Annotated in this window: 12 protein-coding genes and 1 pseudogene; 10 read left to right on the top strand and 3 right to left on the bottom strand. The window is 71.7% G+C overall.

Annotated features, from left to right (window positions below; translation table 11 throughout):
• The first annotated feature begins 9 nt into the window (after positions 1-9).
• From GKE56_RS13370 to GKE56_RS13350, 5 genes are read left to right on the top strand one after another with little or no spacing between them, the layout of a single operon-like run.
• Positions 10-984, top strand: a complete 975-nt coding sequence (locus GKE56_RS13370; protein WP_154684952.1) for a carbohydrate ABC transporter permease — start codon at positions 10-12, stop codon at positions 982-984.
• Between the two features lie 59 nt (positions 985-1,043).
• Positions 1,044-1,838: a carbohydrate ABC transporter permease gene (locus GKE56_RS13365; protein ID WP_230209336.1), complete on the top strand. Its 795-nt coding sequence runs from the start codon at positions 1,044-1,046 to the stop codon at positions 1,836-1,838.
• Positions 1,835-3,343 (top strand): mannitol dehydrogenase family protein, encoded by a 1,509-nt coding sequence (locus GKE56_RS13360; RefSeq protein WP_154684950.1) that lies wholly within the window; start codon positions 1,835-1,837, stop codon positions 3,341-3,343. Before GKE56_RS13365 ends, GKE56_RS13360 begins: the two co-directional genes overlap by 4 nt.
• A gap of 4 nt (positions 3,344-3,347) precedes the next feature.
• Positions 3,348-4,370, top strand: coding sequence for an NAD(P)-dependent alcohol dehydrogenase (locus GKE56_RS13355; protein WP_154684949.1), 1,023 nt, complete (start codon positions 3,348-3,350; stop codon positions 4,368-4,370).
• 3 nt (positions 4,371-4,373) lie between these two features.
• Positions 4,374-5,780, top strand: a complete 1,407-nt coding sequence (locus tag GKE56_RS13350) for a xylulokinase (protein WP_154684948.1) — start codon at positions 4,374-4,376, stop codon at positions 5,778-5,780.
• 20 nt (positions 5,781-5,800) lie between these two features.
• Here GKE56_RS13350 and GKE56_RS13345 read toward each other — a convergent pair whose 3' ends face one another.
• Entirely contained in the window at positions 5,801-7,336 is a 1,536-nt protein-coding gene (locus tag GKE56_RS13345) for a CdaR family transcriptional regulator (protein WP_230208968.1), read from the bottom strand.
• Positions 7,337-7,477: 141 nt separating this feature from the next.
• Here GKE56_RS13345 and GKE56_RS13340 point away from each other — a divergent pair, with 141 nt between their 5' ends.
• The 4 genes and pseudogenes from GKE56_RS13340 to GKE56_RS13325 all read left to right on the top strand — a co-directional run bounded on the left by GKE56_RS13340 (position 7,478) and on the right by GKE56_RS13325 (position 11,614).
• Positions 7,478-8,746, top strand: a complete 1,269-nt coding sequence (locus GKE56_RS13340; RefSeq protein WP_154684947.1) for an FAD-binding oxidoreductase — start codon at positions 7,478-7,480, stop codon at positions 8,744-8,746.
• A gap of 66 nt (positions 8,747-8,812) precedes the next feature.
• Complete coding sequence (locus GKE56_RS13335; RefSeq protein ID WP_304650422.1) at positions 8,813-9,106, top strand: metal-sensitive transcriptional regulator; 294 nt, start codon at positions 8,813-8,815, stop codon at positions 9,104-9,106.
• Between the two features lie 21 nt (positions 9,107-9,127).
• Positions 9,128-9,346, top strand: a complete 219-nt coding sequence (locus GKE56_RS13330) for a heavy-metal-associated domain-containing protein (RefSeq protein ID WP_154684945.1) — start codon at positions 9,128-9,130, stop codon at positions 9,344-9,346.
• A pseudogene (locus GKE56_RS13325) lies at positions 9,343-11,614 on the top strand (heavy metal translocating P-type ATPase). The gene GKE56_RS13330 and the pseudogene GKE56_RS13325 overlap by 4 nt, the downstream one beginning before the upstream one ends.
• Here GKE56_RS13325 and GKE56_RS13320 read toward each other — a convergent pair.
• Both GKE56_RS13320 and GKE56_RS13315 read right to left on the bottom strand, forming a co-directional pair.
• The gene (locus GKE56_RS13320; RefSeq protein ID WP_195908122.1) at positions 11,588-12,622 is read right to left on the bottom strand and encodes a lysylphosphatidylglycerol synthase domain-containing protein; all 1,035 of its coding nucleotides are present in this window, start codon (positions 12,620-12,622) and stop codon (positions 11,588-11,590) included. The pseudogene GKE56_RS13325 and the gene GKE56_RS13320 sit on opposite strands and share 27 nt — an antisense overlap.
• Positions 12,623-12,695: 73 nt before the next feature.
• Positions 12,696-13,583 (bottom strand): hypothetical protein, encoded by an 888-nt coding sequence (locus GKE56_RS13315; RefSeq protein WP_154684942.1) that lies wholly within the window; start codon positions 13,581-13,583, stop codon positions 12,696-12,698.
• 101 nt (positions 13,584-13,684) lie between these two features.
• Between GKE56_RS13315 and GKE56_RS13310 the strand changes: the two genes are divergently transcribed.
• The gene (locus GKE56_RS13310) at positions 13,685-14,155 is read left to right on the top strand and encodes a VOC family protein (RefSeq protein WP_154684941.1); all 471 of its coding nucleotides are present in this window, start codon (positions 13,685-13,687) and stop codon (positions 14,153-14,155) included.
• Positions 14,156-14,257: the final 102 nt, after the last annotated feature.

Here is a 14,257-nt window from a genome sequence, read left to right as displayed (position 1 = left end):
GCTGACGTCATGTCCACCCGAGCGACGACCCCACCGACGACGCCGAGCACCCCCACCACCCCCACCGGGGGTGCTGGCCGCCGGAACAGCAGGACGGAGCGTCTTCGCCGAACCGGCGACTGGGCGCGCCGGGCTCCGCTCCTGCCAGCCCTGCTGCTGGTCATCCTGGTCACCCAGCTGCCGTTCGTCGTCACGATCATCACCTCGTTCATGAACTGGAACGCGTACTACCCCGACCAGCGCGGGTTCACCGGGGTGTCCAACTTCGTGACGGTGCTCAGCGACCCCGATGCGCGGCAGGCGATCATCGTGACCATCCTGCTGACTGCCGCGGTCGTGCTCATCTCGCTCGCCCTCGGCTTGGGGATCGCGCTCCTGCTCGACCGCACCTTCCGGGGACGCGCCGTCGTCCGCACCATGATGATCACGCCGTTCCTCGTGGTGCCGGTGGCCGCTGCCCTGGTCTGGAAGCACGCGCTCTACAACCCCGAGTACGGCTTGTTCAACGGGTTGCTGAAGAAGTTCTTCGGCGACGGGGCACCGCAACCGGACTGGATCAGCAGCTACCCCCTCTGGTCGGTCATCTTCGCCATCGTCTGGCAGTGGACGCCGTTCATGATGCTGATCCTCCTGGCTGGCCTGCAGAGCCGGCCGCTGGACGTCATCGAAGCGGCCCGCATCGACGGCGCGAGCTCGTGGCAGATCTTCACCAACATGACGCTGCCCCACCTGCGTCAGTACATCGAGCTGGCCGGACTGCTCGGGTCCATCTACGTAGTGCAGAACTTCGACCACGTCTTCACGATCACCTCAGGCGGTCTGGGCACGGCCAACCTGCCGTACTACATCTACCAGACCTTCTACACCGCCCATGACTACGGCCTCGCCTCGGCCGCCGGCGTCGTGGTCGTCATCGGCACCATCATCATCGCGACCTTCGCGCTGCGGACGGTGTTCAGCATCTTCCGGGAGGAGACGCGATGAGCGCCAAGCAGCTACTCAACGGCCAGGAGATCCAGCACCAGAAGCCGCCGCGCAGGGGCATGCTCCTGTCTGCGCTGGCCTGGGTCGTGGGCTTCCTGTTCTGCGCACCGGTCCTGTGGATGATCCTCACCTCCTTCCACAAGGAGTCCGACGCAGCCACCAACCCTCCGTCGTTCACCGCGCCGCTGACCCTCGACGGTTACCGCTCGTTCTGGGATGCCGGGCCGCTGCCCGCCCTGATCAACTCGGCGACCGCGAGCATCACCTCCACCCTGCTCGTGCTGCTGCTCGCGTTCCCGGCCGCATATGCCCTGTCGATCCGACCGGTCCGCAAGTGGACCGACGTGTTGTTCTTCCTGCTGTCGACGAAGTTCCTGCCGATCGTCGCGGGCCTGTTGCCCATCTACCTCTTCGCCCAGAAGGTGGGGCTGCTCGACAACATCTGGCTGCTCGTCCTGCTCTACACCGTGATGAACCTGCCGATCGCGATCTGGATGCTGCGGTCGTTCCTCGCTGAAGTGCCGGTCGAGATGCTCGAAGCCGCCCAGGTCGACGGTGCCGGGCTGATCCGCACCCTGCGCCAGATCGTCGCCCCCGTCGTCATGCCCGGGATCGCTTCGGCAGCCCTGATCTGCTTCATCTTCAGCTGGAACGAGCTGCTCCTCGCCCGCGTCCTGACCGGCACCGTGGCCGGCACCGCCCCGGTGTTCCTCACCGGGTTCGTGACCAGCCAGGGACTGTTCCTCGCCAAGGTCTGCGCCGCATCGTTCGTCGTCTCGCTGCCGGTGCTCGCCGCAGGCTTCGCCGCCCAGGACAAGCTGGTCCAGGGTCTGTCGATGGGTGCGGTGAAGTGAGTGCCTCGCCGCCGATCCCGCTCTCCGACAAGACCTTGGGTGACCTCGCCGACGGAGTGAGCAGGCCGGCATACGACCGGGCGCAGGTCACCACGGGCATCGTCCACTTCGGGGTCGGCGGGTTCCACCGGGCGCACGAGGCGATGTACCTCGACACCCTGATGAACCAGGGCGTAGCGCTCGAGTGGGGACTGTGCGGCGTCGGCGTGCTGCCCCACGACCGGCGGATCATCGAGACGCTGCGAGCCCAGGACGGCCTCTACACACTGGTCGTCAAGCACCCGGACGGTCGCCGCGAGCCCCGAGTCATCGGCTCGATCGTCGAGACCCTCTTCGCCCCTGACGAACCGGAGGCAGTGCTCTCCCGGCTGACCGACGACCGGACCCGGATCGCGTCGCTGACCATCACCGAGGGCGGGTACCTCGTCAACCAGGTCACCGGGCAGTTCGACGCGGACGACCCGTCGATCCAGGCCGACCTGCGCGCCGACTTCGCCGTCGGCGAGGTGCCCACGACGGTCTTCGGCTACCTCACCGCAGCTCTCGACCAGCGTCGTCGCGCGGGCGGCGCGCCCTTCACTGTGCTCAGCTGCGACAACCTGCCCGACAACGGCGACGTCGCCAAGCGCATGCTCTGTGCCTTCGCCCGGCTCAAGGACCCAGCCCTCGCCGACTGGATGGAGGCCGAAGTCGCGTTCCCCAACTGCATGGTCGACCGGATCACCCCGGTCACGGCGCGCGAGGACATCGACGCCCTGACGAGCGAGTTCGGGGTCGAGGACGGCTGGCCCGTGGTCTGCGAGCCGTTCACCCAGTGGGTCCTCGAGGACACCTTCGGCCAGGGGCGTCCGCCGTTCGAGGCGGCCGGCGTGCAGATGGTCCAGGACGTCGTGCCGTACGAGCTGATGAAGCTGCGACTGCTCAACGCGAGCCACCAGGCGCTCGCCTACCTCGGCTACCTCGCGGGCTACCGCTATGCCCACGAGGTCTGCCAGGACCCGCTGTTCGCGTCGTTCCTGTTGGCGTACATGGAGCGCGAAGGCACCCCGACACTGCCGGCGGTCCCCGGGGTCGATCTCGACGCCTACCGACGACAGCTGGTCGAGCGGTTCGCCAACCCCGAGGTCCGTGACACCCTCGCCCGGCTCTGCGCAGAGTCCTCCGACCGCATCCCCAAGTGGCTGGTGCCTGTCATCATGGAGAACCTGCGCACCGGTGGCGAGATCGAGCTGTCCGCGCTCGTCGTGGCTTCGTGGGCCCGGTATGCCGAGGGCGTCGACGAACACGGCGACCCCATCGAGGTCGTCGACCGGCTCAAGGACCGGGTGATGGCGGCCGCCGCCAAGCAGCAGGCTGATCCGCTGGCGTTCCTCCGCGACCGCGACCTGTTCGGTGACCTGGCCGACGACGAGCGTTTCGCTGCGGCATACACCTCCGCGCTCCACGCCTTGCACACCGTCGGCGCGCGGGCCACGCTGGCAGCCTGGACCCCTCAGAGAGGCTGACCTCATGCGCGTAGCGGTACTCGGCCGCCCCGGCGAGATCGAGGTGGTCGACCGGCCCGCGCCCACGCCCGCCGCCGACGAGGTCCTCGTGCGGGTGCACGTGGTCGGCGTGTGCGGCTCGGACACCCACTACTTCGACCACGGGCGGATCGGGCGGTTCGTCGTGGAGTCCCCGCTGGTGCTCGGCCACGAGGCGTCGGGCGTCATCGAGGCGGTCGGGGCGCAGGTCGACCCCGGACGGCTCGGTCAGCGGGTCTCGCTCGAGCCCGGCGTACCGTGCCGGTCGTGCGAGCAGTGCCTGAGTGGGCGGTACAACCTCTGCCCCGACATGCGGTTCCACGCGACCCCACCGGTCGACGGGTCGCTGGCCGAGCTCGTCACCATCCACCACGCCTTCGCCCACCCCGTCCCCGACGCGGTGAGCGACGAAGCTGCCGCGCTGCTCGAGCCGCTGTCGGTCGGCGTCTGGGCGTGCCGCAAGGGCGCCGTGGCCCCGGGCTCGCGGGTGCTCGTGACCGGCGCCGGACCGATCGGGCTCGTCTGCGTGCAGGTGGCCAGGGCAGCAGGCGCCAGCGAGATCGTGGTCGCCGACCTCAACGCCGAGCGACTCAGCGTGGCAACCGAGCTCGGCGCCACGGGGACCATCGCGTCGGGTTCGGTGAGCATCACCGAGTGGTATGCCGGGCGACGGCCCCCGGAAGTGCTCCTCGAGTGTTCGGGGCACCCCGGTGCGACCGGCGAGGGCATCCGCGCCCTGGCACCGGCCGGGCGGGCGGTGCTCGTGGGCATGGGCGGCGACGAGCTCCCCCTGCCGCTGGCGGTGGTGCAGGAGCGCGAGCTCGTCGTCACCGGCACGTTCCGGTATGCCGGTACCTGGCCCACCGCCATCGCCCTGGTCGCATCGGGCAAGGTCGACCTCGAGCGCCTGGTGACCGGCCGGTTCGGCCTGGCGCAGACCTCCACCGCTCTGACCGCGGCTCGCGACGTCCCGGGAGCCATCAAGTCCGTGATCCGGCCGCAGGAGTGAGTGATGGCTGACCACCGCACCCTCGTCGCCGGTGTCGACTCCTCGACCCAGTCCACCAAGGTCGTCGTGTGTGACGCGGCCACCGGCGAGGTGGTCCGCACCGGTCGCGCTCCCCACCCCGATGGCACCGAGGTCCACCCTGACCGGTGGTGGGAGGCGTTCGGCCGGGCCACCGCGAACGGGCTCCTCGATGACGTGGCTGCCATCGCCGTCGGTGGTCAACAGCACGGCATGTGTGCGCTGGACGAGACCGGCGAGGTGGTGCGAGATGCATTGCTGTGGAACGACACTCGCTCGGCGCAGGCGTCCCGGGACCTGCTCGACGAGCTGGGCGGACCGGCGGCCTGGGTCGAGCGCACCGGCTCGGTGCCGGTGCCGAGCTTCACGGTCACCAAGGTGCGGTGGCTCGCGGAGCACGAGCCTGCCAACGCCGCCAAGGTCGCGTCCGTTGTCCTCCCCCACGACTGGCTGACCGGCCAGATCCTCAAGCAGGGCAACGCTTTTGACGGCCACGTCACCGACCGGGGCGATGCGTCAGGCACGGGCTACTACTCAGCCGCCGACGGGGCTTACCTCTCCGACCTCCAGAAGCTCGCCTTCGGCCGTGAGTTCGACACTCCCCGCGTCCTGGGCCCGTCCGACGAGGCTGGCCGCACTGACGCGGGGCTGGTCGTCGGACCCGGCACGGGCGACAACGCCGCCGCGGCCCTCGGGCTCGGGTTGCGGCCCGGTGACGTCGTCGTCTCGCTGGGCACGAGCGGTGCCGTCTTCGCCGACCACAGCTCACCCGTGCGCGACGTGACCGGCGACGTCGCCGGGTTCGCCAGCGCAACGGGCGGCCACCTGCCCCTCATGTGCACCCTCAACGCCGCCCGGGTGCTGACTGCCGCAGCGCAGCTCCTGGGCACCGACCTGTCCGGGCTCGACCGGCTGGCCCTGGCTGCTCCCCCTGGGGCACAAGGGTTGTCGCTCCTGCCGTACCTCGACGGCGAGCGCACCCCGAACCTGCCGGAGGCCACCGGCACGCTCGGCGGCCTCACCCGCACCAACGCCACCCCGGAGAACCTCGCCCGCGCCGCCGTCGAAGGGATGCTGGCCAACCTCGTGGCCGGCGTCGAGGACCTGCGCCAGCTGGGGATCCCCGTCGACCGGGTGCTGCTCATCGGTGGCGCGTCGGCGTCGGCATCGGTGCGCGCGATCGCTCCTGCCCTGTTCGGGGTCCCCGTGGCCATCCCAGCACCGGCCGAGTACGTCGGTCTCGGCGCGGCCCGTCAGGCGGCCTGGGTCCTCGGCGGCGCGCGCCCCCCGGAGTGGCAGGTGCGCATCGAGGCGACCTTCGACCCGCCACCCGGCGGCGACCACGGGGTGCTCGAGCGCTACGACGCGCTGCGCACGCGGCTGTACGGCTGACCGCGCGGACGGCGCCGTCGTCAGCCCTCGGCGGCCGCCTCCGCGCGAGACTCGTGGCCGAGAAGGGCGGTGAGCTGCAGCTGCACCGCAAGGCGCACCGACGGGTTGTCCAGGTCCAGCCCGGCGAGGTCGGCGACCCGGCTCATCCGGTAGCGCAGGGTGTTCGGATGCACGTGGATCGAGCGGGCCGCGGCGGTGGGCGCACCCGGGTGGTCAAGCCACGCGGAGAGGGTGCGCAGGTACTCGCTGCCGTGGTGGGCGTCGTGCTCCTGGAGCGCGGCCACCGGACCGAGGGCATCTGCGGGCAGCGCCGCCGCGGCGCGCGCAATCGTCACCTCGGCCCACACGTCCTCGTGCGTTGCCACCGCTGCCCCCTCGGCTGCCCCGGGGACCGCCCCGCCGACTCCGCCGAGGACGCGGTCGGCCTCCTGGGACTCGGTCCGCGAGCGTTCCAGCTCGACCGGGGCGTATGCCGTCCGGCCGGCTCGCGCCGTCAGGTCGAGCCCCTCACCACGCACGTCCGCGACGACCGAGCGGAGCCACGCCCAGGTGCCCGGCGAGGTGTCCTCGCTGGCGCGCACCACGGCATACACGCGACCATCGAGGTCGGCGAGCAGCGGCTGGTTCCATGCGTGCCGACGTGAGACGGACTCCCACAGGTCGAGCAGGCGCGCCGGGTCGCCCTCACCACCCAGCGCCACCACCCGCCACGGCGACGGCGGCAGCCAGTCGTCCGCGCCCGCCGTGTTGCCCGAGAGCACTCCCCGCAACCGGTCGGCCGCGACCCGACGCGACAGGTCGGCCTGTGCGCGCAGGCGCAGCAGGTGCAGGGCGACCACCGCCGAGGTCTGGACCAGCTCGCCCACCACCGGCGCGGGCGGCCGCTCCTCGACCACCGCCCAGATCGAGCCGAGCCACTCGCCCCCGGCCCGGACCGGGATGACCAGACGCGGCTTGCGGCCACCTGAGGCGGGCACGAACACCGGTTCGGGGGACCGTGCCAACCGGCGGAAGACCCCTTGGGCCCGCAACGTCGCGAGGACCTCGTCGGGCACCCGCCGCCCGACGATGGTCGAGACCCGGGCCGGGTCGGTGTCGTCCTGCCGGGAGGAGTACGCCAGGACGCGGGACTGGGCGTCCTCGATCGTGACCGGCGCGTCGACCAGCGCGGCCGCAGCGTCCGCGAGCGCGAACAGGTCGTCCTGGACGGGGGCGTCTTCGCGCCGACCCATCCCGACCGCCGCCCGGTCGATGACCCCGCGCAGCAGCCACACGAGGTGCGCCCACGACGCGTGCTCCGCGAGCTCGACGAGGGCGACCCCCTCCCGGCGGGCCGCCTCCCGCACCCCGCGTCGTCGGCCGAGGCCGCGCCGGAACACGACACCGCCGGCGCCCTGCGCGGCGCTGGCCCGCACGAGCGCGATCGCGGCCTCCGGGGTCTCGATGCCGACCCCGAGCACGAGGTCGTCCCGCTGGCCGACGATGCCCTGGGCGGGTTCGGCAATGGTGAGGTCGTCGACCTGGGCGCCGCGCACCGGCACACCGAGGGTCAACAAGCCCGCCCAGCGTCTCGACGAGGGCAGCGACGGGAAGCATGATCACAGCATCGCGAGGTTGTGGGCTGAGCACAAGGATCAGTGGTGAATTCATGCCGAGCGGCCAAGGCGAAGTCGCGCAAGCGCTGCCACGCTCGACCCATGGCCCCCATCACCGCCGCCGGTCTCCCCGTCCCTCAGCGCGTCGCCGTCGTCGGCGCCGGCATGGTGGGCCTGTCCACCGCCTGGTTCCTGCAGGAGCACGGCGTCGAGGTGACCGTCCTCGACCGCGAGGGTGTCGCAGCCGGCTCGTCCTGGGGCAACGCCGGCTGGCTGACCCCCGGCATCGCGACGCCGCTGCCCGAGCCCGCCGTCCTCAAGTACGGCCTGCGCGCCGTCCTGTCGCCCTCCTCGCCCGTCTACGTCCCTCCGAGCGCCGACCCCAGGTTCCTCAAGTTCGTCACCGGCTTCACCCGCCACTCGACGATGAAGGCCTGGAAGAAGGCCATGGGCTCGCTCGTGCCCGTCAACGACCTCTCTCTCGAGAGCTTCGACCTGCTCCAGGCCGGCGGGGTCCAGGCCCAGACCGTCGAGGCGAAGAGCTTCCTCGCGTCCTACCGCACCGAGGCCGAGCGCACGACGCTGCTCGAGGAGATCGAGCACATCCACGCCGCCGGGCAGGCCATCGAGTTCGAGGCGCTGACCGGCGACCAAGCTCGCACCATCGAGCCGAGCCTGTCTGACGAGATCGGCGCCGCCATCCTGCTCAAGGGACAGCGGTTCGTGAACCCCGGCGCCTACGTCCACGCCCTCGCCGACTCGGTGCGGGCTCGTGGCGGCAAGATCCTCGACGCCGCCACGGTGTCCGACATCCGCGACACCGGTGCCGGTGTCGTGGTCACGACCGCCGAGGGCTCCGTCGAGGAGTTCGACGCCGCGGTGCTGGCCACCGGTGCGTGGCTGGGCGCCCTGGCGCGGCGGTTCGGCGTGAAGAACGTCGTCCAGGCGGGCCGCGGCTACTCGTTCTCCGTCGCCATCGACCACGTCCCGAACGGTCCCGTGTACTTCCCCGCCCAGCGCGTGGCCTGCACACCGATCGGTGACCGGCTCCGCGTCGCCGGGATGATGGAGTTCCGCAAGCCCGAGGCAGCGCTCGACCCGCGCCGCATCCAGGCCATCGCCGAGGCGGCCCGGCCGCTGCTGCGCGGGGCTGACCTCGACAACCGTCAGGACGAGTGGGTGGGCTCGCGGCCGTGCACCGTCGACGGCCTCCCGCTCATCGGCGCCACGAAGTCGCCGCGCGTGTATGCCGCGGGCGGTCACGGCATGTGGGGCATCACCCTCGGCCCGGTGACCGGCCGGCTGCTCGCCGGGTCCATGGTGACCGGCAAGCAGGTCGACGCCCTGAAGCCGTTCGACCCGCTGCGCTGACCCCACCCGCCGCATGCCCCCTGAGCCCGCGGAAATACCTCAGGGGGGTATGCTGTTGGCATGTCCATGGACGAGACGCACCACGGCTACCATGCCCAGAAGGACAGCCACCTCAAGCGGCTGCGCCGGATCGAGGGTCAGGTCCGCGGCCTGCAGCGGATGGTCGAGGAGGACAAGTACTGCATCGACATCCTGACCCAGGTGTCGGCCGCCACCAAGGCGCTGCAGTCGTTCTCGCTCGAGCTGCTCGAGGAGCACCTGGAGCACTGCGTCGTCGATGCCGCTCGCCGCGGCGGGCCCGAGGCGCAGGACAAGGTCCGCGAGGCCTCTGACGCCATTGCCCGCCTCGTCCGGTCCTGAACCCTGCCACGAGGAGACCTCATGACCACCCAGAACTTCGCCGTCACGGGCATGACCTGCGCCCACTGCGTCCACGCCGTCACCGAGGAGCTCGAGGCCCTCGACGGCGTGAGCACCGTCCACGTCGACCTCGACCCCGCGGGCACGTCCACGGTCCACGTCGAGGCCGTCCGCGCGCTCACCCCCGCCGAGGTGAGCGCTGCCCTCGACGAAGCCGGCGACTACCACCTCACGCCATGACCGAGGACACTCGACGCGACGTCGAGCTCGTCATCGGCGGCATGACCTGCGCCTCGTGCGCCACCCGAGTCGAGAAGAAGCTCAACAAGCTCGAGGGCGTCGTCGCCACCGTGAACTACTCGACCGAGAAGGCCAAGGTCCGCTTCCCGGACTCCGTGCGACCGCAGGACCTTGTCGAGGTCGTCGAGCGCACCGGCTACACCGCGACGCTGCCAGCGGCCGCACCCACCACCATCGAAGGCCCAGCAGCCGGCCCGGCGGCATACGCCGACCCCAAGCGCACCGCCCTCCGCAGCCTGCGCCAGCGCCTCGTGGTCTCCGCCCTGCTCAGCGCCCCCGTCGTGCTGCTCGCCATGACCCCGGCACTGCAGTTCCGGTCCTGGCAGTGGATCTCGTTGGCCCTCACCATCCCGGTGGTGGTGTGGGGTGGGCTGCCGTTCCACCGGGCGGCGTGGCTCAACCTGCGGCACGGCCAGTCGACCATGGACACCCTGGTCTCGGTCGGCACCCTCGCGGCGTTGGGCTGGTCGCTCTACGCGTTGTTCTTCGGCTCCGCCGGCGAGCTCGGCATGACGCATGACTTCAGCCTGGCGATCCAGCGCACCAACGGGGCCGACACCATCTACCTCGAGGCCGCGGCGGGGGTGACCACGTTCCTGCTTGCGGGCCGGTATGCCGAGGCTCGCGCCCAGCGCGCCTCGAGTGCCGCGTTGCGCGCCCTGCTCGAGCTGGGCGCCAAGGACGTCTCCGTGATCCGGGGCGACGGACCGCAGGCCGCCGAAGAGCGCATCGCCGTCGCCGACCTCCAGGTGGGCATGCGGTTCGTCGTGCGCCCGGGCGAGAAGATCGCGACCGATGGCGAGGTCGAGTCGGGCACCTCGGCGCTCGACGCCGCGCTCGTGACCGGCGAGTCGATGCCGGTCGAGGTCGGCCCGGGCGACCGCGTCATCGGAGCCACGGTGAACGTCGGCGGACGCCTCGTCGTCCGGGCAACCCGGGTGGGGGCCGACACCCAGCTCGCCCAGATGGCCCTGCTCGTCGAGGACGCCCAGAACGGCAAGGCCCAGGTGCAGCGGCTTGCCGACCGCATCTCGGCGGTCTTCGTCCCCGCGGTCATCACGCTGTCCCTCATCACGCTGCTGGCCTGGGTGGCTGCGGGCGCCGGGTGGACCGCAGCGTTCACCGCCGCAGTGGCGGTCCTCATTGTGGCCTGCCCGTGCGCCCTGGGCCTGGCGACACCGACCGCCCTCATGGTGGGCACCGGCCGCGGCGCCCAGCTGGGTCTGCTCATCCGGGGCCCGGAGGTGCTGGAGTCGACTCGCCAGGTCGACACGGTCCTGCTCGACAAGACCGGCACCGTGACCACCGGCCGGATGACCTTGACCGACGTGATGCCGGTCGCGGGGCAGAGCCGCGCCGAGGTGCTGCGGCTGGCCGCTGCGGTCGAAGCCGCCTCCGAACACCCGGTGGCCCGGGCCATCGTCGCAGCGGCGCGCCAGTCCGGACCGCTGCCGCCCGTCGAGACCTTCACGAGCACCGAGGGCCTGGGGGTCCGTGGCGCCGTCGAGGGCCACGCCGTCCTCGTCGGCCGTCCACGCTTCCTGGAGGAGGCGTCGGTGACCATCCCCGCAGACCTCGGGTATGCCGTGTCGGCGGCCCAGGCGCGCGGCGCCACGGCGGTGGTGGTCGCCTGGGACGGCTCCGCGCGCGGTGTGCTCGCCGTCTCGGACACCGTCAAGGAGACGTCCGCCGAGGCCATCCGGGAGCTGCGCCGTCTGGGCCTCACCCCCATGCTGCTCACCGGTGACAACCGGGCCGCTGCGGCCGAGGTCGCGAAGCAGGTGGGCATCGACGAGGTCATCGCCGACGTCCTGCCGCAGGGCAAGGTCGACGTGGTGAAAACCCTGCAGCAGCAAGGGAAGTCGGTGGCGATGGTCGGCGACGGCGTCAACGACGCCGCGGCTCTGGTCCAGGCCGATCTCGGCCTCGCGATGGGCACGGGCAGCGATGTCGCGATCGAGGCCAGCGACCTCACCCTCGTGCGCGGTGACCTGCGCTCGGCCCCGGACGCCATTCGGCTGGCCCGCCGCACGCTCGCGGTCATCAAGGGCAACCTCTTCTGGGCCTTCGCCTACAACGTGGCCGCGATCCCGCTGGCCGCTCTCGGGTACCTGAGCCCGATGATCGCCGGCGCCGCCATGGCACTGTCGTCGGTCTTCGTCGTGACGAACAAGCCTTCGGCTACGCCGCTTCCGCGCGGCGCAGTGACCAGGCGAGCAGCGACAGGCCGCCCACGGGGATCTCCATCCCGAAGGTGAAGGCCCGGTAGAGCAGCACCCCGGCTGCGGCTGGAGTCGCCGCGACGCCGAGGGCGACCAGTACGCCGGTCACTCCGACCTCGACCACCCCGGTGGCCCCTGGGGTGATGACGGCGATCGACAGGATGCGCTCCACCGCGTAGGCGGCGAGCACGACGCCGGGGTCGACGTCGGCTCCCAGCATCCGCAGCGAGAGCCACAGCAGCACGGCCTGCAGCGCGGCATACGCGGCCTTGCCGAAGACCATCTGGGGCCACCCGTCCGCGACGAGGGCAGCACTGTCGCGGCGGAAGGCAGAGGCGCGGGCGGCGTACCCCTCGCCGGTGGGGCGCAGGAGGCGAACGCGGGCGCAGATCCGGTCGGCGCGGCCGCCCAGCCAGTGCGCGGCCCGGTCGTCGCGGGCCACGAGCCACACGGCCAGCGCGACGACGGTGAGCAGCGCGAGCCCGACGTAGGCCGCGGCGTGCACCGTGGACGTCGCCTCCACGCCGGCGACCGCCAGCCAGCCGAACGCGATGCCCGGGAGCACCAGCTTGAGCCCCACGTCGAACAGGTTGGTGACGATGGCCCACCGGGCAAAGGCAGTCGACGCGAAGCCCCAGGACCGCGCCATCCGCCAGTTCGCCACCGTGCCGGCCGCTCCGCCGAGCGGCAGCAGGTTCGAGACGAAGGAGCCGGTGAGGTTGAGCAGGAACGCCCGGCGGTGGGACAGGCCCGGCAGCGCAGCGGTGAGGGCCGGCGTGTGCACCCACAGCCCCGCGAGCCAGACGACCGTGAGCAGGACCAGCTGCGCGACAGACAGCCCGGCGAGCGCGCCCCCGATCTGGGACCAGGGCACTCCGGCGACTCGGGGCAACGCGAGCGCCAGCAGGGCAGCGGCAGCCGCGCCGGACACCAGCAGCTTGATCGCGGCGGTGCGGGTGGAGATGCGCGGAGCGATGACGGTGGTCTGCGCCATGGGTCCACTGTGCCGCCGGTCAGGCGGCGTGCGCATCAGGCGTCCTACCCAGATTGACCCCGGGAGTGACTAGTCACCTCAGGGTCGACCCCGAGGCGAGAGCCTGCTCCGCGGCGCTCCGGGCAGCGGCCGCCTGCTTGCGCGCGCGGACCGCGTCGGTGACCTCCTCCAGGGCTCGTTCGTCGGCCTCGCGCGCCTTGGCGAGCTGTCGTTCGACGACCGCCAGCCGCTCACGCGTCTCCTCGGCACGCTCGCGAGCGCGCGCCACCGCCTGCTCGGCCTGGGCCAGCTGGCTGTCCGCGGCCTCGAGGGCCTGCTCGAGGTCGCCGAGTGACGGCTGGTCGGTGTCCCCAGCAGCGTCCCCGGCGGTGTCTCCGGCAGTCTCCCCCGCACGGTCCCCCTCATCCCTGGCTCCCGGCACCAGGGTGAGGATCGCACCCGAGGCTGTCCTGGCCACCGCCTCGGAGAGGTCCACCTCACCGAAACCGCTGTAGGAGAGGGCCCTCGTGAGCTGGCCCGAGCTGACCGCGGCGCCGGCACCCTCATCCGCGAGCGCCGCGACCGCGGTGGCCCGCACCTCCTCACGGGCGCCCGGCCCGAGCGACCGCCCCGCGCTCTCGGTCTCTCGGACCGCGGCCTCCACGAAGTCCCGCACCACCGCGTCCCGCTCGGGCCGTAGTGCCGTGAGCGCCGCCGTGTCGAGGCGACCCTGGGCGGCGCGCATGCGCGACCCCAGGCGTACCAGCGCGAGCACCACCTCAGGCGACTGGCGCGCGGTGAGGTTCACCGCCCACGCCGCCACGCTGGGCTTGCGCAGCTTGCCGATGTCCGCCGCCATGGCGCGCTCACCCTCGGCGCGGGTGCGGGCCACGAGCTCGCTGCGCACGGCCATGAACTCGTCGAGCCCGGCGGCATACAGCCGTTGCATGGCCTGGGCGAGCGGGAGGGGGACGTCCGGCACGGCACCGACGCTACGGCATCGCCGGCCGATGAGTTTTCGACACGGTGGCAGTCTGAGTGGAGGTATGCCGGGTGAGCGCCCGGCGCCGGAAGGAGACTGCGATGCCGCGCACCTACCCCTGCCTGTGGTTCGACACCGAGGCCCACGACGCCGCCGAGTTCTACACCTCGGTGTTCCCTCACTCCGCGATCACGACGGTCGCGCACTATCCCGACGGGTCGGGGCCCCGGGCCGGTCAGGTGCTCACCGTCGCCTTCGAGCTCGACGGGACACCGTACGTCGCCTTGAACGGCGGCCCGGAGTTCCACTTCGACGAGGCGATCTCGCTGACGATCGACTGCAAGGACCAGGCGGAGATCGACCACTACTGGAGCGCGCTGACGGCCGACGGTGGCGAGGAGGGTCCCTGCGGCTGGCTGAAGGACAAGTTCGGGCTGTCCTGGCAGGTCGTTCCGGAGAACTGGGACCAGATCGCCTCGGGAGATCCCGAGCGGGCGTCGAAGGTGTTCGCCGCGATGATGCAGATGAAGAAGCTCGACATCGCGGTGCTCGAAGCGGCCGGACGGTCCTGACCTGCACCCTGACCTGCACCCTGACCTGCACCGATGAGAAAGGTCGAGCGCGCTGTCAGGGGACAGGACTAGCCTCGATTGCGCAGGTTGACGTTGCGGGGG

This window comes from Nostocoides sp. HKS02 (assembly GCF_009707485.1).
Lineage (GTDB): Bacteria > Actinomycetota > Actinomycetes > Actinomycetales > Dermatophilaceae > Pedococcus.
The sequence above is the reverse complement of the archived record's forward strand: the minus strand, read 5'-3'. Positions and strand labels throughout refer to the sequence as shown.